This is a genomic window from Aeromonas sp. 160P, from assembly GCF_055193095.1.
In genome coordinates this window covers 704,996-726,649 of sequence record NZ_JBUXKV010000001.1, presented here as the reverse complement: position 1 = coordinate 726,649, position 21,654 = coordinate 704,996, and the positions used below count along the sequence as shown (strand labels likewise).

Genomic DNA, 21,654 nt, shown 5'->3' with positions numbered 1-21,654 from the left:
AGGTCGTAGTGAATGCTTGTTGAAGGGCATAGCTTGAGTTAGTCCCATCGCCAGTCAGCCGGTTTGGCTCTCGCTGAATGCAGAGGCCAAGATTCCAGATAGATAGGAATCTGCCCCCATCAATTCCAGCACACCAAGGTCTATCATCCCTTCAAACAAGATGACCAATTTTCCAGAGAGAAAAACGGCACGAAATTTCCAGATAGATAGGAAGTCTTCGATCAGGATTCCACATAACTCGTTCTGAACTGGCATTCCACTATGTGGAAAATTCGCACCACTTTTCCAGATAGATAGTTATGTGGAAAGAAACTGGACGGGAATTGGTTGGGAATGACAGTGTTCATTCCATGGCTCCACATCCTGCGTGATTCCACGCAATCATGTTTGTTGCAAGCGAACAAACTTCAATACTTTCAGTGTTTTGTTGATTTCTTCCTGAGCGGAGTCCATGGTGATATGGAGTTTGGTCACACGATCACCTGATTGCATCCTTTATCCGCTACACCTGAGGCCATCACCATGAACAGCATCGTCATCCTGATCCTCCTGTTTTCATTCCTGATAGGCTTTGGCGCCTTTGCTGCGTGGCTGTATATCGAGAAGCGTCGCATGGGTGCCTCGGATAAATGACCCGCTATTTTACTGAATGGACCTCTTTTGCCACGCACGAAATCAGATGGCGGGAGCAGCCCAACATTTCCTGGATCACCGAGTAGCTGTGTCCGGTGCTCAACAACTGTGCGATGTGCTGACGCTTCTTTTCATCTTTCTGGCGACCGCGATATTTCCCCTCATCCCTAGCCTTGGCAATACCCTGCTGTTGCCTGCGTCGGCGATCTTCGTAGTCTTTGCGAGCGACGGCTGCCAGCATATCCAGCAGCATGCCATTTACAGCCTGCAAGATGGCGCTGGTGAATTCGGAGCGGCTGTCCCCCTGTAACGCCACCCAGGAAGTCGGAAGCTCCGGAGAAACGATGGAGAGCTGTTTCTGAGCTAGCAACTGCTTCAATGTTTGCCAATCCGTCTGATTGAGACGAGCCAGACGATCAATCTGTTCTACCAGCACAATGTCACGATCTGCAGCGTCGCGGATCAGCCGCATAAGCTCAGGCCTGTCCAGCGTCGCCCCAGACTCATTCTCCACATAGAAACTGGCTATCTGATGGCCATGCTCTGCAGCAAAACCAATCAGCAGCTCTCGTGCCCGCTCAGCATCCTGCTCCACTGTCGATGCACGTAAGTACGCCCGTATGAACATTGAAACCTCCATAGGTCTGTTTAAACTGGTTCTGTCATTTTCAGAAGACGACTGCACCAGTTGATTGGGCGTAATGGCTGTTGTGCAGCCAGCTCCTGACAGTTCAATATCAGAAGTGATCTGCACCAATCTCGACTATGCTCAATACTCGTGTGCACCAAAGCGAGGTGAGCATGGCGACGGAGGCTCTGTTGCAAAGATTGGCGGCAGTCAGAGGTAGGCTGTCGCTCTGCGCCGATCAGGCGGCTGCTGCGAAATGGTGGTTGAGCATGCCCATGGCCTCCGTCAGCGCCGAGGGCCCAATGCCAAAAGCTCTCTCCACAAGGCGCACCTCGCCCCTGATGCCGGGCTGCAGGCACCAGGGGCGAGCCTGTCCTTTGCGCAGGGCTCGCATGACTTCGAATCCCTTGATCGTGGCATAGGCCGTGGGGATCGATTTGAAACCGCGCACCGGCTTGATCAGTATCTTGAGCTTTCCGTGATCGGCCTCGATCACGTTATTGAGATACTTCACCTGCCGGTGGGCCGTCTCCCGGTCCAGCTTTCCTTCGCGCTTCAATTCGGTGATCGCTGCACCATAGCTCGGCGCTTTGTCGGTATTGAGCGTGGCAGGCTTTTCCCAGTGCTTCAGGCCTCGCAGGGCCTTGCCCAGGAACCGCTTCGCTGCCTTGGCGCTGCGGGTCGGCGACAGGTAGAAATCGATCGTGTCGCCCCGCTTGTCGACTGCCCGGTACAGGTAGGTCCACTTGCCCCGCACCTTGACGTAGGTTTCATCCAGGCGCCAGCTCGGATCAAAGCCACGCCGCCAGAACCAGCGCAGCCGCTTCTCCATCTCCGGGGCGTAGCACTGGACCCAGCGATAGATCGTCGTATGGTCGACCGAAATGCCGCGTTCCGCCAGCATTTCCTCAAGGTCGCGATAGCTGATCGGATAGCGACAATACCAGCGCACCGCCCACAGGATCACATCACCCTGGAAATGGCGCCACTTGAAATCCGTCATCGTTCCGTCCGTCCAATCTCCGCCAAGCATGCTCAAGCTTCACGATTTTTGCAACAGAGCCCACACGAGTATTGAGCATAGTCGAGATTGGTGCAGATCACTTCTGATATTGAACTGTCAGGAGCTGGCTGCACAACAGCCATTACGCCCAATCAACTGGTGCAGTCGTCTTCTGAAAATGACATTTGGTATCTCTCATAAACGGATGTTTTTGAGAGAACTATCTTCGGCCTTCACACGCACGAAAGGCGGCGAAGCTCCGCCGTTAATCCGTCCGCCGGAGATCTCGCCCAGGCAGGCTGAAGGCCGAGCAAGCCTGACAGGCCCGAAAAGCCCGGCACGGGCGTCGGCGGCGATGACGGCGGCGGCATTATCCAGGGTTGATGATGGAAGTGGAGGATATCGACAACCTCTCGCGCAACCAAGACATCGCGGTCGGACTGCAAGTGATCTTGAAGCCACGGGCCCGTCCCACCCCGACATGGACCTCGATGCCCGAACGGACGTTAGATTTCGAGTTCTAGGCGTTCTGCGATGAAGGTTGGATCCCAGCCGGGATTGAAAGTGTCGACGTGGGTGAATCCGAGCCGCTCGTATAGGCCACGCAGGTTCGGGTGGCAGTCGAGCCGCAGCTTGGCGCACCCCTGCGTTCGCGCGGCATGGCGGCAAGCCTCGATCAGCGCGGAGCTGACACCCCGGCCCGCATGTGTCCGTCGCACCGCGAGCTTGTGCAGATATGCGGCCTCCCCCTTGAGGGCGTCGGGCCAGAACTCGGGATCCTCGGCCGACAAGGTGCAACAGCCGACGATGCCGTCGCTGCAACTCGCGACTAGGAGCTCGGATCTCAGGACGAAGGTCTCCGCGAATGTCCGGTCGATCCGCGCGACGTCCCAGGCGGGCGTTCCCTTGGCGGACATCCACGCCGCAGCGTCGTGCATCAGCCGCACAACCTCGTCGATATCACCCGAGCAGGCGACCCGAACGTTCGGAGGCTCCTCGCTGTCCATTCGCTCCCCTGGCGCGGTATGAACCGCCGCCTCATAGTGCAGTTTGATCCTGACGAGCCCAGCATGTCTGCGCCCACCTTCGCGGAACCTGACCAGGGTCCGCTAGCGGGCGGCCGGAAGGTGAATGCTAGGCATGATCTAACCCTCGGTCTCTGGCGTCGCGACTGCGAAATTTCGCGAGGGTTTCCGAGAAGGTGATTGCGCTTCGCAGATCTCCAGGCGCGTGGGTGCGGACGTAGTCAGCGCCATTGCCGATCGCGTGAAGTTCCGCCGCAAGGCTCGCTGGACCCAGATCCTTTACAGGAAGGCCAACGGTGGCGCCCAAGAAGGATTTCCGCGACACCGAGACCAATAGCGGAAGCCCCAACGCCGACTTCAGCTTTTGAAGGTTCGACAGCACGTGCAGCGATGTTTCCGGTGCGGGGCTCAAGAAAAATCCCATCCCCGGATCGAGGATGAGCCGGTCGGCAGCGACCCCGCTCCGTCGCAAGGCGGAAACCCGCGCCTCGAAGAACCGCACAATCTCGTCGAGCGCGTCTTCGGGTCGAAGGTGACCGGTGCGGGTGGCGATGCCATCCCGCTGCGCTGAGTGCATAACCACCAGCCTGCAGTCCGCCTCAGCAATATCGGGATAGAGCGCAGGGTCAGGAAATCCTTGGATATCGTTCAGGTAGCCCACGCCGCGCTTGAGCGCATAGCGCTGGGTTTCCGGTTGGAAGCTGTCGATTGAAACACGGTGCATCTGATCGGACAGGGCGTCTAAGAGCGGCGCAATACGTCTGATCTCATCGGCCGGCGATACAGGCCTCGCGTCCGGATGGCTGGCGGCCGGTCCGACATCCACGACGTCTGCTCCGACTCGCAGCATTTCGATCGCCGCGGTGACAGCGCCGGCGGGGTCTAGCCGCCGGCTCTCATCGAAGAAGGAGTCCTCGGTGAGATTCAGAATGCCGAACACCGTCACCATGGCGTCGGCCTCCGCAGCGACTTCCACGATGGGGATCGGGCGAGCAAAAAGGCAGCAATTATGAGCCCCATACCTACAAAGCCCCACGCATCAAGCTTTTGCCCATGAAGCAACCAGGCAATGGCTGTAATTATGACGACGCCGAGTCCCGACCAGACTGCATAAGCAACACCGACAGGGATGGATTTCAGAACCAGAGAAAGAAAATAAAATGCGATGCCATAACCGATTATGACAACGGCGGAAGGGGCAAGCTTAGTAAAGCCCTCGCTAGATTTTAATGCGGATGTTGCGATTACTTCGCCAACTATTGCGATAACAAGAAAAAGCCAGCCTTTCATGATATATCTCCCAATTTGTGTAGGGCTTATTATGCACGCTTAAAAATAATAAAAGCAGACTTGACCTGATAGTTTGGCTGTGAGCAATTATGTGCTTAGTGCATCTAACGCCACGCTCACCGGCAAATTAGGAGCGCAGCGAGTAATTTGTCCGTGTGTAGCGTATTGTTAGGCGCTTGTGCCTTGCCAGCGACGATACAGGCTGGCAATGCCAGACGAACAAAGAAAAGGCATTGCTTCCTTGATTTGTTCCAGCGGCCAATCCCACCAAGCCATATCTAAAAGCATAGAAATTTCTTCTTCAGAAAAGCGCTTCCTAATCGACTTTGCAGGGTTTCCCCCCACTATGGTGTAGGGTTCCACGTCTTTGGCAACCAAAGCGCGGCTACCTATCACCGCTCCATGCCCGATCTTGATCCCGGGCATGATCATGGCCTCCGAACCGATCCACACATCACTTCCTATAACTGTGTCGCCAGCCCGCTGGAATGCATCGACTGATTTTGCAAACGCGGGCTCCTCGTTCATGTAGAAGAAAGGGAAAGAAGAGACCCAATCATATCGGTGGCCTTGATTCCCAGCCATAATAAAAGCTGCGCCTGATCCGATGGAGCAGAAGCTGCCGATAATCAGCTGATCAACGTCATCACGGTCTGGTAGAAGGTAGCGAGCACAATCATCAAACGAGTGCCCATGGTAATAGCCGGAATAGTAGCTATACCGCCCTACCTTGATGTTCGGATTCTTCACCTGCTCAGTCAGAAGCTTCCCTTTGAAGGGACTCTCAAAATAATTCGTCATAAAATTTGTACCCGAAAATTCTAGAGCGACTCCACGCGTCGCCTAACATGTATTATTTGCCGACTACCTTGGTGATCTCGCCTTTCACGTAGTGAACAAATTCTTCCAACTGATCTGCGCGCGAGGCCAAGCGATCTTCTTCTTGTCCAAGATAAGCCTGTCTAGCTTCAAGTATGACGGGCTGATACTGGGCCGGCAGGCGCTCCATTGCCCAGTCGGCAGCGACATCCTTCGGCGCGATTCTGCCGGTTACTGCGCTGTACCAAATGCGGGACAACGTAAGCACTACATTTCGCTCATCGCCAGCCCAGTCGGGCGGCGAGTTCCATAGCGTTAAGGTTTCATTTAGCGCCTCAAATAGATCCTGTTCAGGAACCGGATCAAAGAGTTCCTCCGCCGCTGGACCTACCAAGGCAACGCTATGTTCTCTTGCTTTTGTCAGCAAGATAGCCAGATCAATGTCGATCGTGGCTGGCTCGAAGATACCTGCAAGAATGTCATTGCGCTGCCATTCTCCAAATTGCAGTTCGCGCTTAGCTGGATAACGCCACGGAATGATGTCGTCGTGCACAACAATGGTGACTTCTACAGCGCGGAGAATCTCGCTCTCTCCAGGGGAAGCCGAAGTTTCCAAAAGGTCGTTGATCAAAGCTCGCCGCGTTGTTTCATCAAGCCTTACGGTCACCGTAACCAGCAAATCAATATCACTGTGTGGCTTCAGGCCGCCATCCACTGCGGAGCCGTACAAATGTACGGCCAGCAACGTCGGTTCGAGATGGCGCTCGATGACGCCAACTACCTCTGATAGTTGAGTCGATACTTCGGCGATCACCGCTTCCCTCATGATGTTTAACGAATTAGCTCAGCGGGCGGCGAAGCCGTCCGCTGGAGCGACAAGTTGGGCTGTAGTCGGTGATGCCCGGTTTGACCGTTGAGCGGCGCACTTCAACCTTGAACTCAGTTGATGCGTTCAAGCGCCGCAACAGGATAAATCTGTACTGAGCCTGGGTGAGCCTCAGACTCGACGGCGTAGCCTTCGGGGGTCAAATTTGTGCAGTACCACCCGACAATCTGACCTTGCCAGGCGGCGCCGGATTTCTTGCGCACGCGATCTCCCATACCAAACGTGGCGTTCGATGGGAATACAAAATTGCCAGCAACTGGATTACTGACTTCATTGCTACTTCGTTCCATTTCCGACCTTTCTTGTGAACTTCTAGGTGTTCTATGTGGCCCGACGACACGCTGCATTGGTCACGCCCAACTTTGTTTTAGGGCGACTGCCCTGCTGCGTAACATCGTTGCTGCTCCATAACATCAAACATCGACCCACGGCGTAACGCGCTTGCTGCTTGGATGCCCGAGGCATAGACTGTACAAAAAAACAGTCATAACAAGCCATGAAAACCGCCACTGCGCCGTTACCACCGCTGCGTTCGGTCAAGGTTCTGGACCAGTTGCGTGAGCGCATACGCTACTTGCATTACAGTTTACAAACCGAACAGGCTTATGTCCACTGGGTTCGTGCCTTCATCCGTTTCCACGGTGTGCGTCACCCGGCAACCTTGGGCAGCAGCGAAGTCGAGGCATTTCTGTCCTGGCTGGCGAACGAGCGCAAGGTTTCGGTCTCCACGCATCGTCAGGCATTGGCGGCCTTGCTGTTCTTCTACGGCAAGGTGCTGTGCACGGATCTGCCCTGGCTTCAGGAGATCGGAAGACCTCGGCCGTCGCGGCGCTTGCCGGTGGTGCTGACCCCGGATGAAGTGGTTCGCATCCTCGGTTTTCTGGAAGGCGAGCATCGTTTGTTCGCCCAGCTTCTGTATGGAACGGGCATGCGGATCAGTGAGGGTTTGCAACTGCGGGTCAAGGATCTGGATTTCGATCACGGCACGATCATCGTGCGGGAGGGCAAGGGCTCCAAGGATCGGGCCTTGATGTTACCCGAGAGCTTGGCACCCAGCCTGCGCGAGCAGCTGTCGCGTGCACGGGCATGGTGGCTGAAGGACCAGGCCGAGGGCCGCAGCGGCGTTGCGCTTCCCGACGCCCTTGAGCGGAAGTATCCGCGCGCCGGGCATTCCTGGCCGTGGTTCTGGGTTTTTGCGCAGCACACGCATTCGACCGATCCACGGAGCGGTGTCGTGCGTCGCCATCACATGTATGACCAGACCTTTCAGCGCGCCTTCAAACGTGCCGTAGAACAAGCAGGCATCACGAAGCCCGCCACACCGCACACCCTCCGCCACTCGTTCGCGACGGCCTTGCTCCGCAGCGGTTACGACATTCGAACCGTGCAGGATCTGCTCGGCCATTCCGACGTCTCTACGACGATGATTTACACGCATGTGCTGAAAGTTGGCGGTGCCGGAGTGCGCTCACCGCTTGATGCGCTGCCGCCCCTCACTAGTGAGAGGTAGGGCAGCGCAAGTCAATCCTGGCGGATTCACTACCCCTGCGCGAAGGCCATCGGTGCCGCATCGAACGGCCGGTTGCGGAAAGTCCTCCCTGCGTCCGCTGATGGCCGGCAGCAGCCCGTCGTTGCCTGATGGATCCAACCCCTCCGCTGCTATAGTGCAGTCGGCTTCTGACGTTCAGTGCAGCCGTCTTCTGAAAACGACAGGTTCTGAATTGTTGGTTCAATATAAGTGGTTTCAATATTGTTTTCGAGAGGATATTGAGTGGTTTTTATGGGGTATACCTTTTTAGAACCACTACATGACGCTCGAAACACAACCTTTCGATAGCCTTTGATCTGACAGCACAAACTTTAAATGTGATCCGTCATCACAAAGTCGATTTTGAGTTGTATTTGAGTATTTAAGCGACGTTGCTCACCATTCCTGATCTGCTGAATGGGATGCCAAAGGAGGAAATCTACAGAAGCTGGGCTTTGAGGTGAGTCATCTTTTCGACTCGCCGAACAAGCCAGCAGCCAAGCGTAGCGCGGCAGTTCTTTACCCCATGGTTTGAGTGAGTAAGATGTATGATTTTTCAGCCCAAAATTAGTACATATGCTCGGATATGTACCTTTTCAGTTCTGACTTGAACTGCAATAATCAACGCGTAGCCCTAGTTTATGTCCTCTCCCAGCCACCTTACTGGTGATGACGCTAGGTTCTTTTGGCCCCACGCTCCAAGGCCGATTCAATTTCTTAATAGGTCCACCTTCTCGGGCCGCATGGCTATCCCCTCTGACACTCTGCGCAAGCTCATTGGCCTGCGCAACGCGTTAGTGCACGATGACCTTATTATCGAACTCAAGATAATCTGCGGCCTGATCGCTCAGAGCTAAAGTAACCAACTATTGACGTTTGCAGAGCAAGGTCTCAACTGGTTGGGTAATCTCCCCGTCTGCTGTTCTCTTACCCGCTATAGGGGATAAATGTTAAATACCGCCTATGGCGTGTAAATGATACTTACCCTCTATAACAGGTAAATATTGATATACCTGCCATAGCGTGTAAATTGGAAGAAGGCACGCTACCAGGTTGTTGAATCATGAAAGTAACCAGCGCCAAGCAACTGAGCGCCTGTATCAAGGATGCCAGACTTTCTCAAAAGCTCTCTCAAGGCAAAGTGGCCGAGAAAGTGGGGATTAGGCAAGACACTGTCTCCAGCTTCGAGCTCAACCCTGAGTCCACCAAGCTGGAAACCCTGTTCAAGATCCTCGCAGCACTCGAATTGTCAGTGGATATCAAACCCCGCAATGAGTCATCCGATAGTCCGGCATCGAGCTGGAAGGAGGAGTGGTAATGGCCAATCTGGCTGTCTACATGAACGGCTATCGGGTGGGCACATTCACCAAAACTACCAGCGGCGCCCATCAGTTTCAGTACCATGGGTCATGGCTAGCACAACCGGGCAGCCGTCCCATCTCACTCTCCATGCCATTGCGTCATCAGGCCTACCGGGGCGATGAAGCCTATAACTTCTTCGACAACCTGCTGCCAGATAATACGGAGGTGAGGAACAGGGTTGTAGCACGCTATCAAGCGGTATCAACCCAGCCCTTCGATCTGCTCAGTTGCATTGGCCAGGATAGCGTAGGGGCATTACAGCTGGTTACCGAAGGGCACGATGTTCCAGATGTCAGGCGAATCGACTACAAGGCACTTTCCGATGACGAGCTCGAGCAGATCCTGACCAGCTACAAATCAGGAATCCCTTTGGGGATGGTCAGGGAGCAAGAGGAGTTCCGGATCTCTATCGCCGGGGCGCAAGAAAAGACTGCGCTGCTCTATCTCGATGGCCGCTGGTACTTGCCACTCAACGCAACGCCGACAACCCACATTATTAAACTCCCTATCGGCAAGATTGAAAGCCACTCCTACTCGATAGACCTCTCCCAGAGCGTAGAAAACGAATACATCTGCACTCTGATTGCCAAGGAGTTTAGTCTACCCGTACCTCACTGCTTCATGATGCAGGTTGGCCAGGTCAAAGCACTTGCGGTGGAACGCTTCGACAGACGTTACGCTACAGATCGCAGTTGGATCATGCGCCTTCCCCAAGAAGATTTCTGTCAGGTATTGAATGTTCCGTCAGCACGGAAATACGAGAGCCATGGAGGACCGGGGATCACTGACATCATGAAAACCTTGCTGGGCTCTGCGACACCAGAACAGGATCGCTACCTGTTCATGAAATCTCAGGTCCTGTTCTGGCTGCTGGCGGCCACCGATGGCCATGCAAAGAACTTCTCGGTCTTTATTGAACCGGAAGGGCGTTTTCGCCTGACCCCTTTTTACGACATCCTATCTGTCTATCCAGTGTTTGGCGGCCGAGGCCTCAACCGAAGGGACGCCAAGCTCGCTATGGGCCTAGCAAGCAGCAAGGGAAAGAAGTACGCCATTGAGCAGATATTCCCGCGCCATTTCTTCCAAACGGCGAAAGCTGTGGGATTTGAGCGTTCTGCTATGGAAGAGATCCTGACAGAACTGGCCAACTCCGTTGATGATGTTATTGAACGCGTTACCCAGCAATTGCCAGCAGGCTTCCCCGATGCCATCAGCAGCTCCATTCTAGAGGGCCTAAAAGCCCGCTCTGCTAGGCTGATAAAAGGCTGGGATTAAATTGGCGGTATGTGGGGTGATTGCACGGTTAGCCAAACCACCGATGGGAAGCTTGCACAGTTCGAAGAGTAAAAGCGGCTTTCCAGGCACCAAGCGATGCTATAGTCGGTTCAAAATATGTTCAAAACTCACCTAAAAAGAGGTTTTGACTGCGTGTGGTGGCCTCGTATTGATTCATATGGGAAGGCTGCACGATCGAGAATGGACTATGTGGGAACGCAGCACGATAGCAGAAACCTGTGAGCGGCCTCTCAATATGCTGTTTTAGTTACTTTTACCCCAAGTGGCCCCCGAAAAGTCACTAACATGTTGAAGATAATAGATTATTTACATTCTGCATCGGCAAATAAGTCAGTACAGCAGACAGTCAAAACCCGGGTTCGTCCCGGGTTTTTTTTGTGCGATTTTCATCCATAAACCTAGAGGCGGCGCAGACACCTCATGAAGTAAGCGCCCCCTAACAAGGTGGAGACCAGACCGATCGGTACCTCCTGCGGGAAGAGGATCTGCTGGCCAACCCAGTCCGCCGATACCATCAACAGGGCGCCGGAAGCTGCGGCCCCGAGCAGGTGCCAGCGTGCCCGCACCAGCCCCATCAGTTTGGCCATGTGTGGTGCCAACAGACCGACGAACGAGAGCGGCCCCACCACCAGGGTGGCACTGGCAGTAAGCACGGCCACCAGCAGCAGGATGGCGAGCTGGGCATGGTTGAGGCGAATACCCAGCGCAGTCGCCATTGCACTCCCCATCGGCAGCAGATCGAGCCAGCGGCTGATAAGCTGGCAGGCAGCCAGCATCAACAGCGCCAGCCCCACCAGCCCATAGGCCACCGGCAAGGTGACGTAGTAGGTGGAACCGGACATCCAGGAGAGCAGTTGCTGCACCCGCATGTCGCCGTTGGCCAGCGCGATGGCCTGCAGCGGCTCAAACAGTGCCGTGATTGCGATGCCGGAGAGCAAGATCCGCTCCGGCTGGAAGCCGTGCTTGCGATTGACCACCACCAGCAGCAACAGGCAACCAAAAGCACCGAGCAGGCCACCGGCCAGCATCAGCGACAGGGGCAATGCAGGCAGTAGCAGCGCCGTGGCTATCACCCCCATAAAGGTGCCGCCGCTCACCCCCAGCAACTCCGGGCTCGCCATAGGGTTGTTGCTGACCCGCTGCAACAGGGTGCCCGCCAGCGCCAGCAGCACGCCAGCCGCCCCCGCAGCCAGAGTGCGCGGCAGCCGCCACTCCAGTTGGGCCTGCCAGCGGTGCCAGCTCGGCCAGCTCCAGCCCGTCATTCCCTGCCCAACCAGCAGGGATGCGACCACGGCCAGCAGCAGCCCGACCAGCAACAGGCCGATAAGGCGAGTCGGTGCCGGATGGCGGGCCACCAGCAGGCCGGCGTTTGCCTTCGGCGTACCCGACTTGATGCCAAGGCGCGGGATCAACCAGAGCAGCAGCGGCGCCCCCAGCAGGGCGGTCATGGCACCGGTGGGGATCAATACCGACCAGAAGCGGCTCAGGCTCTGCAGCAACAGATCGGTCGCCGCCAGCAGCAGGGCGCCGAGGATCGGTGCCCACAGCAGCCGCAGGCCAAGCTGGCGGATCCCGAGCAGCCGCACCATGGCGGGCGCTGCCAGCCCGATAAAGCCGATCAGCCCAACCACGCTCACCACGCAAGCGGTGACAAACACCGCCAGCCCCAGTCCGGCAAAACGCAGATGCTGCAGGGAGACTCCCAGACTGCGGGCGCTGGCATCATCCAGCTCCAGCACCGCCAGCGGGCGCACCAGCACAACGGCCAGCACACCTGCTGCCAGCAGGCGGGGTAACAGGTAACTCACCCCGCTCCAGCTGTTCTGCACTAGCGAGCCACTGCCCCACACCAGCAAGCCTTTCAGCTCCTCCTGAAAGAACAGCAAGAGCCCCATGCTGATGGCCGCCAGATAGAGGTTGATCACCAGCCCGGCAAAGACGATGACCACCGGATTGAGCTGGCGACGCCAGGCCAGGGCAAACACCAGTGCCATCGCGAGGCTGCCACCGGCCATGGCGATCCACTCCCGCCCCAACAGCAACCAGGAGGGGGCAAACAGGGTCACCATCATCAACGCCAGTTGGGCACCGGAGGCCACCCCCAAGGTGGTCGGTGACGCGAGCGGGTTGCGCAGCACCTGCTGCATCAGGGTGCCCGCCAGCCCGAGTGCAGCGCCGGCCAGCAGGGTGACAGCCAAGCGGGGCAGCCAGCTGAAATGCACCACTGCTTGGCTGACGTCATCCAGATTGGGGGCGAACAGGCTCTGCCACCAGAGCGCAACGGGCAGCTGGCGAGCCAGCTCCCAATACGCGAGCAAGAGGGTCAATCCCAGCAGGATCGAGACCGGCCGCAGCAGCGGCGATGTGAGCAGTCGCTTCATCGGCTAGCCTCCATACGCTCGGCATCTTGCAGCAATGCATCGCTGAGCAGACCGGCGAAACGGCGGGCGGCAAGTATGCCGCCAAAACTCCAGACCGCAGGCAGATGCAGCACGGGCGCCTGCCGTACCAGCGGCAGATGCTGCCACAGCCCAGGCTCCTGCAGCCGTTCGCTCACCCCGACCGGAATGGGATCGACCACCACCAGCCGCGCGGTTGGCAAGGTCATGAACTGCTCGATGCTGACCACCGAGAAACCCCAGTCATTGGTTTGCTCCTGCCAGCCATTACGCAGCCCGAGCCGCGTCATCACCGCATCGAACAGGCTGTGGCGACCAAACACTCGCACATGGCGCTCATCGATAAACTGCACCACCAGCAGGGGCGGCAGATCCGCAGGCAATCCGGCCTTCATACTGGCCAGTTCCTGATCCAGCTCGGCCAGCAGCCGTTCGCCCTCAGCGGTTTTGCCCACCATACGGGCGAGGGTCAGGGTCACCTCGTGCAGCCGCTGCCACAGATCGGTTTGCCCATCATAGAGGGCGATGGTGCTCACCGGCGCGATGCGGGAAAGGGTTGGCACCAGCGGGGCCGCCAGCGGCGAGATGAGAATGAGATCGGGTTTGAGCTCCGCCAGCAGCTCGCGGTTGGGCTGGGTGCGCAGGCCGATATCTACCACCCCGGCGGGTAGCAGTGGCTCGCCGACCCATGCCTGATAGGGGCCTGCATCCCCCACTGCCAGCGGTGTCACCCCGAGCGCCAGCAGGGTTTCGGCTATGGTCCAGTCGACGGTGGCGATACGGGGTGGCGGCGCAGAAGCGATCGGGGATGTGTCGGCCTGCGCCACAAGTGGCAGCAGCAGGCTGATAAGGCAGGGCGCCATCTTCTTCAATAAAAGGTTCAAGGATGCCCCCGGTCAGACGATGGCGATGGCGTGGTCATAGGCCGGGTGGCGAATGACCTCCATCGGGATGCCATAGATGGCATGCAGGGTCTCGCTGGTCATGATCCCCTCCGGTTCGCCGTGGGTGAGCAGGCGGCCTGAGTGAAGCGCCACCAGCCGATCGCAGAAGCGGGAGGCCATATTGATGTCGTGAATTACGATGATGACTCCGAGGTTGAGCTGACGGCTGAGCTGCCTGACCAGGGTCAGCACCTCCACCTGATGGGCCACATCCAGCGCGGCCAGCGGCTCGTCCAGCAGGATGAAGCGGCTCTCCTGCGCCAGCAGCATCGCCAGCCAGACCCGGCCACGCTCGCCGCCGGAAAGGGTATCCACCAGCCGATCGGCAAAGCGTTCGGTATGGGTAAGGGCGATGGCCCGAGCGACCTGACGGTGATCCTCCGCACTCATCCGGCCCAGCAGGCCGCGCCAGGGATAGCGGCCCATCTCCACCAGCTCCCGCCCAAGCAGATTCTCGGCGCTCGGCAGATGCTGGGGCAGATAGGCCACCTGACGTGCAAACTCCCGGTTGCCCCAGTCGAGCAGCTGCTTGCCATCGAACAGGATCTCGCCGTCGCTGAGTGGTTGCTGGCGGGCCAGCAACTTGAGCAGGGTCGATTTGCCCGAACCATTGTGGCCGATGAGGCCATAGACCTGTCCCTGCTCAAAACGCAGGTCAGTGGGGTGCAGCAGCATGCGATCATTGACCGTGAAGCTGGCTGATTTCATCTCGAACATAAGCAATTCCTGTGCTGGCTTGCCGCCAGTCTCATCAGTGCCAGCATCAAGCCGGCACCTCGCAATCCAGATGGGCGATCGCATCACGGCTCACTGCGGCACGGCGCGCACCGGTCAGTTCGCTGAGCTGGCCCTGACGCATCTCCAGCAAGCGATCGGCCAGCGGGAAGTAGTGATCGTCGTGGCTAATGGCGATCACCGTCTTGCCCATCTCCTTGAGGCGCGGCAACAGCACCTGATAGAAGATGCGGCGGAACTGGGGATCCTGATCCGCGGCCCACTCGTCAAACAGCATCACCTCGCGCTGCTCGGCCAGCGCCAGCAGCAGAGTGACCCGCTTGCGCTGCCCTTGAGAGAGCTCGATATCGGCGATAAAGCCATCCTCGATGGTGAGCTTGCTGCCCATCTGCAACCGCTCCAGCCACTCGGCCACCAGCTCATCCTTGGGTTCCGGCCCCAGCAGGTGCTGGAACAGGTGATAGTCGGTAAAGATGGCGGAGAAGAGCGCCAGATAGCCATTGCGATCGGTGATCGGCTCACCATCCAGCAGGATCCGGCCCAATACCGGCTGGTAAAGGCCGGTCAGCAGCATGGCCAGCGTCGACTTGCCGGATCCATTGCCACCGATGATGAAGATCTGCTCCCCCTTTTCGATGACCAGATCGATGGGGCCAACGGCAAAGCCACCCTCCCCCTGATAGTGAAAACTCACCTGCTCCAGCTCGATACGCTGCCAGTGGCGGATGGCGGGCGGCAGCGGGAAGTCCGCATCCGGCTCGGCCAGATTGAGGGCGGCGATCTTGTCGAACGCCACCTGAGCGGCAAGCAGGGTCGGCAGGGCGCCAATCCCCTGCAACAGCGGGGTGCGCAGGAACAGCAGGGTCAGGGCGAAGGTGGCGGCCACATTGGTGTTGGCCCAGCCAAGGCCGTTGGCCAGAAAGAAGACCAGACCGATAGCCCCCAGCATCATGATATTCGACCAGTTCACCGCGCTCAGGTGATAGGTGTCGGCGCGGATGATCTGCTGGCGGTAGTCACAGGCATTCTGCTCATAGAGCTGGTGGTAAACGAAGTGAGCCCGCTCGCGGTTGAGCGCCAGCTCCTTGCTGCCGGCGATGATGGCCTGATAGTTCTGATAGAGCCGATCTTCGGCCTGACGCATATGAGAGAGGTGACGGTAGACCCGATTGACCAGCAACCAGCCCACCACCATGGTGACAGTGACCCAGAGCGCGGTCACCCCAAGCAGGGCCAGAGAGAGCCAGCCGAGGTAGAGGGAAGAGCCCAGTGTGAGCACCAGCCCCTGCACCAACTCCGGCAGGCGCACGAAAGCGATGGTGATCTGGCCGATATCGCTGGAGAGGGAGGCCAGCAGCGGCCCCTGACCAATCTGGCGGATGCGGGCGACATCGGTATCCAGCAGCTGCTTGAGCAGACGGCCACGCAACCGATAGACAAAATGGTGACCGAGGGTGGTCAGGGCCAACTGAGATCCGAGAGTGATCATCAGTAGCAGCACAATCAGGCCAGCCAGCTGGCCGAGGATCGGCAGCGGATCGCTGATGGATTCGATAAGAGATTGATTGATAAAGGCAATGACGCCAATCCCGCTGACGGCACTGAGCAGACTGAGCAGGGTAATGGCGATAAAGGGCCAACGATATTGGCGATAAACCAGAGACAAAAGTTCCATAACAGACCGGTATTTCAGAGAGATCAGAACAACTGCAGGTGAAAAGAAGGGCGGGAACCAGGTTCCCGCCCTTCTTCAATTACCAGCGGTAGTTGATGCTGCCCACTACGCTGCGCGGCTCGCCGTAGTAGCAGTAGTAGTCACAACTGGCCACGTAGGTTTCACCCAGCAGGTTGTTGACGTTAAGCTGGGCACGCCAGTTCTTGGCAAAGTCATACCCGATCATCGTATCCCAGACCATATGGGCCGGCACCTCGGCAGAGCCGTAGATGGGGGTGTAGTCTGCATTTATGGCGCCGATACCCACGCTGGAGCCGACATAACGCACGCCGGTACCCAGCTCCAGACCCGAGGCCACCCCTTGCTGCACCTTGTAGTTGCCCCAGAAGGAGGCGATATGGCGCGGGATCAGACTGGCACGGCGATCGCCACTGCCGGTGTCGTTGGTTTTGGCATCAGTGTAGGTATAAGCAGCGGTCAGACGCAGCGCATCGGTAACCTGCACGCTCCCCTCCAGCTCGATCCCCTGAGAGGTCACTTCACCCGCCTGGGTCTGCTGGCCGGAACCGGTAGAGACCAGCGAGTTGGTCTGGGCCAGATCGAATAGCGCCAGATTGATGTAACCGTCGAGGAAGGCTGGCACATACTTCACGCCGGTCTCGTAGAGCTTGCCCTTGAGCGGCTTGTAGGAACTCTTGGTATTGGGATCGATCCCCGGCAGCACCTCGAACGACTCGGCATAGGCAAAGTAGGGAGAGAGGCCGTTGTCGGCCAGATACATCAGGCTGCCCGAGAGGGAGAGCTCGTGATCGTACTGGCGCTCGTCCTTGCTGGTATTGGTGTTGTGGGTCTCAACATAGTCGAAACGGCCACCGGCAGTCAGCAACCAGCGATCGTCCCAGCGGATCTGGTGCTGGGCATAGAGACCGCTCTGACCCTTGGTGCTCTTCTGGTGGGTAGCCGTGGACTCGTCAAAACCGGGGAAGCCGCTGTAATCCGGGTTCATGGTATTGATGGAGCCCATGCCGTAGTTGTCGGCCTCGACCCCTTCATTGACGTGACGCTGCAGATCCACCCCCAGCAACAAGGTCTGCTCGGTGCTGTCGGTGTTCCAGTAGCCCACCATCTGGTTATCCATGGTGGCACTCTTGGTATTGCCATCGCGGTAAACCAGGCCACGACTGGCGGTTGTGCCTTCATAGGTCGGGAAGATATAGGTCTGGCGCAGCAGCAGATCGTTATAGTTGAAGCGGACGTTCTGCTTGAACTCCCAGGTCTGGTTGAGCTGGTGGGCCAGCTCATAACCGGTGGAGAACTGGGTGTTGCGGTTGCGATCGTAATCCGGTTGGCTCAGGTTGGTGGAGGGATCAATCTGGCCACCCGAAGTATTCAGGGTGCCATAGACCGGGAAGAAGCCGTTGGTCGGTATCCCTTCGTCGTGCAACAAGCTGGCCAGCAGGGTCAGGCTGGTACGATCCGAAAGATCGAAGGTGACGCTGGGCGCCAGATAAACCCGATCGTTGTAGGTGCCGGTGAGCACCCCATCACGTTCTTTATAAAGAGCCACCATGCGGTAGCGGCTGCTGTCGGAGAGCGCGTCAGAGACATCCACCCCGACCTGACGGTGATCCCGGCTGCCAAGCTGGAGATCTACCAGCCCTTGCGGTGTGGCGGTCGGTCGCTTGCTGATGGCATTGATCACCCCGCCCGGAGGCGCCTCACCGTAAAGGATCGAGGCTGGCCCCTTCAGCACTTCCACACTCTCCAGACCGAACGGTTCCGGCGTCCAGACGTAATAGCCGGTGCCAAACAGCCGGTTGCCATCCAGATAAGAGGCGGCATCAAAGCCACGCACCTTGAACCAATCGGTGTTGTTGTCGGAACCATAGAGGCTGGTCAATACGCCGGAACGGTAGCGAATCGCTTCATCCAGCTGCAACACGGCGTGCTGATCCAGCTCCTCCCGGTTAACCACGGAGACGGCGCGAGGCGTCTCGGCCATCGGCACTTCCACCTTCATGGCGGTACCGGTCACCACCATAGTTTCGCTGGCTTTGGGCAGCTCTGCGGCGGCCTGTTCGGCCATCAACGGCAGGGATACGAGCAAACCGGAGAGTGAAAGCACGCCGAAGGCGCCCTTCTTGCCGGGTCCTGTAGTGTATTTTTGCGCAATCATATTAAAGTCTCGTTTATCAATGAGTTATGTTTTTTTAATTGTTATTTTTGGTCGTTTTTAACGACATATCCCTGTTCCATGGGCGAATAAAGCAGCGCAATCCTACTACAGGAGCCGTGATCGAATCGATTCAATAATTGCTAATCATTTGCATCTGCATTGTTATCTAACTGCATCGTTGGCAGAATTTTACGGGGGATGGGTGTCATCAGGAGAGCCATTCGCGGAGAAGAAAATGAAGAGAAACATAAAGAAGCAGAAAAAAGATCGTCACCCAGGCGCCAGCGCGATGATCTAGGTGGATCCATTATCCCCAAGCTTTATCCATATTTATCCACACCCTTTGGCGGTAGAATCCGGCTTTGCGTTTCTTTGTCTGAAATCAGGATCCATTCCATGGCCAAACTCAATATCGTCGTCGGCTCCATGCTGGGCGCCGCCGAATATGTCGCAGACCACGTCGCCAACCTGCTGGAACAGGCTGGCCACCAGACCCGGATCCACAACCCGGCCAAGCTTGCCGAGGTACTGGATGATGCGGGATCCATCCTGCTGGTGGTCACCTCTACCCACGGTGCCGGCGATGTTCCCGACAATCTGCAACCCTTCGCCAAGGATCTTGCCGAGCAGCATCCGGATCTTAACTCACTGAAATATGGCGTGATCGCTCTGGGAGACAGCAGTTATGACACCTTTTGCCAGGGTGGCAAAACGCTGGATCAGCTACTGGCCGAGTGTGGTGCCAGCCGGATCGGCGAGCGGCTCGATATCGATGTGACCCAGCACGAGATCCCGGAAGATGCCGCCGAAGAGTGGATCAGCGACTGGATGGCGATGATCGCCTGATCAAGGGGTGGAAGATCCTGAAAAAATACTTGATCTTCCCACTTATCCCCAGATCAACTATCCACTGGGTTATTAACAGATTGATCCGAATGAGTTGTTCTACATGGTTACCCACAACGCCCAGGGTGATTGTGCATAACTACAGTGTAAACCTCTGCAAAACCTATAGTTATCCATGTATGAGATCCAACGGCCAACTGCCCTGTGTATAAAAGTGCTGGTTATCCCCCTGTTCACCGAGCCAGGATCCAAGCTTTTCCACAAGCTAGGATCGCTCTTAAATTAATGATCTTTATGATCAAAAAGCGCTTATCAACAGAAAGGGTGGATCCTAATAGTAGATCCAATAAAAGATCGATCTAAAGATCCTTAAGATCTAATTACCGGATCCTCCCTTCTTACTGAACGTTAAGTAGACGTTCCCCTCAGGGCGCGAAACAGATAGAATGTTTCGCCCTTTAGCCCAGGCAAATAATGATCTTCAGGCGTGCAGATCAAGGTGATCCCAATGCAATACCATGAACAATTTGATGTGATCGTCGTCGGTGGCGGTCATGCAGGAACCGAAGCAGCAACAGCGGCAGCCCGAATGGGCATGAATACCCTGCTGCTGACCCACAATATCGATACGCTGGGGCATATGTCCTGTAATCCGGCGATCGGCGGGATCGGCAAGGGACACCTGGTCAGGGAAGTTGACGCACTCGGCGGGATCATGGCGCGTGCCACCGATCTTGCCGGGATCCAGTTCCGTACTCTCAACTCCTCCAAGGGGCCAGCAGTACGAGCTACCCGCGCTCAAGCGGATCGTCTGCTCTACAAGGCGGTTGTCCGGGATATGCTGGAGAACTATCCGAACCTGAAGATCTTCCAGCAAGCCTGCGATGATCTGATCATGGACGGGGATCGTGTGGCTGGTGTGGTGACCCAAAGCGGGATCCGCATCAGCGGCAAGACAGTCGTACTGACGGTAGGCACCTTCCTGAACGGTTTGATCCACATCGGGATGCAAAATTACAAGGGTGGTCGTGCCGGGGATCCTCCCTCGATCGCGCTGGCTCAACGCTTGCGTGAACTGCCGCTGCGCATCGATCGCCTTAAAACCGGTACACCACCGCGGATCGATGCCCGCAGCGTTGATTTCTCGCTGATGCAGGCCCAGCATGGCGATGATCCTCGTCCGGTCTTCTCGTTTATCGGTAATGCCAACCAGCACCCACGTCAGGTGCCCTGCTACGTTACCCACACCAACGAGCGTACCCACGAGGTGATCCGCAACAACCTGGATCGCAGCCCGATGTACGCCGGGGTGATCGAGGGGATCGGCCCACGCTACTGCCCGTCGATCGAGGACAAGATCACCCGTTTTGCCGACAAGACGGCACACCAGATTTTCGTTGAGCCAGAAGGGCTGACCACTCACGAACTCTATCCGAACGGGGTCTCCACTAGCCTGCCGTTTGATGTGCAGGTGCAGATCATTCGCTCCGTTCGTGGTTTTGAAAATGCTCACATCACTCGTCCTGGCTACGCGATCGAATATGATTTCTTCGATCCGCGGGATCTCAAGGCCAACATGGAGAGCAAGTGCATTCCAAACCTGTTCTTCGCGGGCCAGATCAACGGCACCACCGGTTACGAAGAGGCTGCTGCGCAAGGTCTGATGGCTGGCTTGAATGCCGCATTGCGTGCCCAGGACAAGGATCCTTGGCATCCCCGCCGGGATCAGGCCTACATGGGGGTGATGATGGACGATCTCTCCACCCTGGGTACCCGCGAGCCTTACCGCATGTTCACCAGCCGCGCCGAATATCGCCTGCTGCTGCGGGAAGATAACGCGGATGTCCGTTTGACTACCGTCGGTCGCGAACTGGGTCTGGTGGATGATGAGCGCTGGAGCAAATTCAACACCAAGATGGAACAGGTTGAGCTGGAACGTCAGCGTCTGCGATCGACCTGGATCCACCCGCAACACCCGTCACTGGCGGCGGTGAATGCACTGGTTACTACCCCGCTAAGCCGTGAACAGAGTCTGGAAGAGCTGCTGCGTCGCCCCGAGGTGACCTATGATGCGCTGATGGCCATCGAAGGGGTTGGCCCCTCGGTGACCGATCATGCCGCCGCAGAACAAGTTGAAATCCAGATAAAATATGCAGGTTACATCGAGCGTCAGCATGATGAAGTAGCCAAGCAGCTACGTAACGAGAACACCCTGCTGCCGCAGGATATGGACTATCACCAGGTGAACGGCCTCTCCAACGAGGTGAAAGCCAAGCTCAGCGATACCAAGCCACAGACCATTGGTCAGGCCTCGCGGATCTCCGGCATTACCCCGGCGGCCATCTCCATTCTGCTGGTTCACCTGAAAAAACACGGCCTGCTGCGCAAAACCGCCTGAGGATTCTTACC

General features: G+C 57.1%; 18 protein-coding genes. 5 read left to right on the top strand and 13 right to left on the bottom strand.

The genetic code is table 11. The annotated features are described in order from the left end of the window. Nucleotides 1-637: 637 nt before the first annotated feature. From ACY8FN_RS03465 to ACY8FN_RS03430, 8 genes are all read right to left on the bottom strand, one after another. Nucleotides 638-1,387, bottom strand: coding sequence for a recombinase family protein (locus ACY8FN_RS03465; protein ID WP_463101127.1), 750 nt, complete (start codon nucleotides 1,385-1,387; stop codon nucleotides 638-640). 112 nt (nucleotides 1,388-1,499) lie between these two features. After that, complete coding sequence (locus ACY8FN_RS03460; RefSeq protein WP_001389365.1) at nucleotides 1,500-2,264, bottom strand: IS6-like element IS6100 family transposase; 765 nt, start codon at nucleotides 2,262-2,264, stop codon at nucleotides 1,500-1,502. Nucleotides 2,265-2,770: 506 nt separating this feature from the next. Next, nucleotides 2,771-3,271, bottom strand: a complete 501-nt coding sequence (locus ACY8FN_RS03455; RefSeq protein ID WP_000376623.1) for a GNAT family N-acetyltransferase — start codon at nucleotides 3,269-3,271, stop codon at nucleotides 2,771-2,773. 127 nt (nucleotides 3,272-3,398) lie between these two features. Further along, complete coding sequence (gene sul1 / locus ACY8FN_RS03450; RefSeq protein ID WP_000259018.1) at nucleotides 3,399-4,238, bottom strand: sulfonamide-resistant dihydropteroate synthase Sul1; 840 nt, start codon at nucleotides 4,236-4,238, stop codon at nucleotides 3,399-3,401. Next, nucleotides 4,232-4,579 (bottom strand): quaternary ammonium compound efflux SMR transporter QacE delta 1, encoded by a 348-nt coding sequence (locus ACY8FN_RS03445; RefSeq protein ID WP_000679427.1) that lies wholly within the window; start codon nucleotides 4,577-4,579, stop codon nucleotides 4,232-4,234. Before ACY8FN_RS03445 ends, sul1 begins: the two co-directional genes overlap by 7 nt. A gap of 168 nt (nucleotides 4,580-4,747) precedes the next feature. Beyond that, on the bottom strand, nucleotides 4,748-5,380 hold the full coding sequence (locus ACY8FN_RS03440) for a type B-2 chloramphenicol O-acetyltransferase CatB2 (RefSeq protein WP_012477387.1): 633 nt from the start codon (nucleotides 5,378-5,380) through the stop codon (nucleotides 4,748-4,750). A 52-nt stretch (nucleotides 5,381-5,432) separates the two neighbouring features. Then, nucleotides 5,433-6,224 (bottom strand): ANT(3'')-Ia family aminoglycoside nucleotidyltransferase AadA1, encoded by a 792-nt coding sequence (gene aadA1 / locus ACY8FN_RS03435; RefSeq protein WP_001206317.1) that lies wholly within the window; start codon nucleotides 6,222-6,224, stop codon nucleotides 5,433-5,435. Nucleotides 6,225-6,337: 113 nt separating this feature from the next. Beyond that, the gene (locus ACY8FN_RS03430; RefSeq protein WP_000442373.1) at nucleotides 6,338-6,574 is read right to left on the bottom strand and encodes a trimethoprim-resistant dihydrofolate reductase DfrB1; all 237 of its coding nucleotides are present in this window, start codon (nucleotides 6,572-6,574) and stop codon (nucleotides 6,338-6,340) included. Between the two features lie 206 nt (nucleotides 6,575-6,780). Between ACY8FN_RS03430 and intI1 the strand changes: the two genes are divergently transcribed. From intI1 to ACY8FN_RS03415, 3 genes are all read left to right on the top strand, one after another. Then, a complete protein-coding gene (gene intI1 / locus ACY8FN_RS03425) occupies nucleotides 6,781-7,794 on the top strand; it encodes a class 1 integron integrase IntI1 (protein ID WP_062939554.1) in 1,014 nt (337 codons plus the stop codon). Nucleotides 7,795-8,875: 1,081 nt separating this feature from the next. Next, a complete protein-coding gene (locus ACY8FN_RS03420) occupies nucleotides 8,876-9,130 on the top strand; it encodes a helix-turn-helix domain-containing protein (protein WP_274453100.1) in 255 nt (84 codons plus the stop codon). Continuing rightward, entirely contained in the window at nucleotides 9,130-10,449 is a 1,320-nt protein-coding gene (locus tag ACY8FN_RS03415; protein ID WP_274453099.1) for a type II toxin-antitoxin system HipA family toxin, read from the top strand. The genes ACY8FN_RS03420 and ACY8FN_RS03415 overlap by 1 nt, the downstream gene beginning before the upstream one ends. Nucleotides 10,450-10,868: 419 nt before the next feature. Here ACY8FN_RS03415 and fhuB read toward each other — a convergent pair whose 3' ends face one another. The 5 genes from fhuB to ACY8FN_RS03390 form a co-directional block, all read right to left on the bottom strand. Then, a complete protein-coding gene (gene fhuB / locus ACY8FN_RS03410) occupies nucleotides 10,869-12,851 on the bottom strand; it encodes a Fe(3+)-hydroxamate ABC transporter permease FhuB (RefSeq protein ID WP_463099233.1) in 1,983 nt (660 codons plus the stop codon). Then, nucleotides 12,848-13,732: an ABC transporter substrate-binding protein gene (locus tag ACY8FN_RS03405; protein ID WP_139728440.1), complete on the bottom strand. Its 885-nt coding sequence runs from the start codon at nucleotides 13,730-13,732 to the stop codon at nucleotides 12,848-12,850. Before ACY8FN_RS03405 ends, fhuB begins: the two co-directional genes overlap by 4 nt. Nucleotides 13,733-13,765: 33 nt before the next feature. Beyond that, complete coding sequence (locus ACY8FN_RS03400) at nucleotides 13,766-14,530, bottom strand: ATP-binding cassette domain-containing protein (protein WP_463099232.1); 765 nt, start codon at nucleotides 14,528-14,530, stop codon at nucleotides 13,766-13,768. A gap of 46 nt (nucleotides 14,531-14,576) precedes the next feature. Further along, on the bottom strand, nucleotides 14,577-16,223 hold the full coding sequence (locus ACY8FN_RS03395) for a multidrug ABC transporter permease/ATP-binding protein (RefSeq protein ID WP_463099231.1): 1,647 nt from the start codon (nucleotides 16,221-16,223) through the stop codon (nucleotides 14,577-14,579). 79 nt (nucleotides 16,224-16,302) lie between these two features. Then, on the bottom strand, nucleotides 16,303-18,399 hold the full coding sequence (locus ACY8FN_RS03390) for a TonB-dependent siderophore receptor (protein ID WP_463099230.1): 2,097 nt from the start codon (nucleotides 18,397-18,399) through the stop codon (nucleotides 16,303-16,305). A 396-nt stretch (nucleotides 18,400-18,795) separates the two neighbouring features. On the opposite strand from ACY8FN_RS03390, the gene mioC reads away from it, so the two are divergent. Continuing rightward, nucleotides 18,796-19,245 (top strand): FMN-binding protein MioC, encoded by a 450-nt coding sequence (gene mioC / locus ACY8FN_RS03385; protein WP_463099229.1) that lies wholly within the window; start codon nucleotides 18,796-18,798, stop codon nucleotides 19,243-19,245. A gap of 508 nt (nucleotides 19,246-19,753) precedes the next feature. Then, nucleotides 19,754-21,643 (top strand): tRNA uridine-5-carboxymethylaminomethyl(34) synthesis enzyme MnmG, encoded by a 1,890-nt coding sequence (gene mnmG / locus ACY8FN_RS03380; protein WP_463099228.1) that lies wholly within the window; start codon nucleotides 19,754-19,756, stop codon nucleotides 21,641-21,643. Nucleotides 21,644-21,654: the final 11 nt, after the last annotated feature.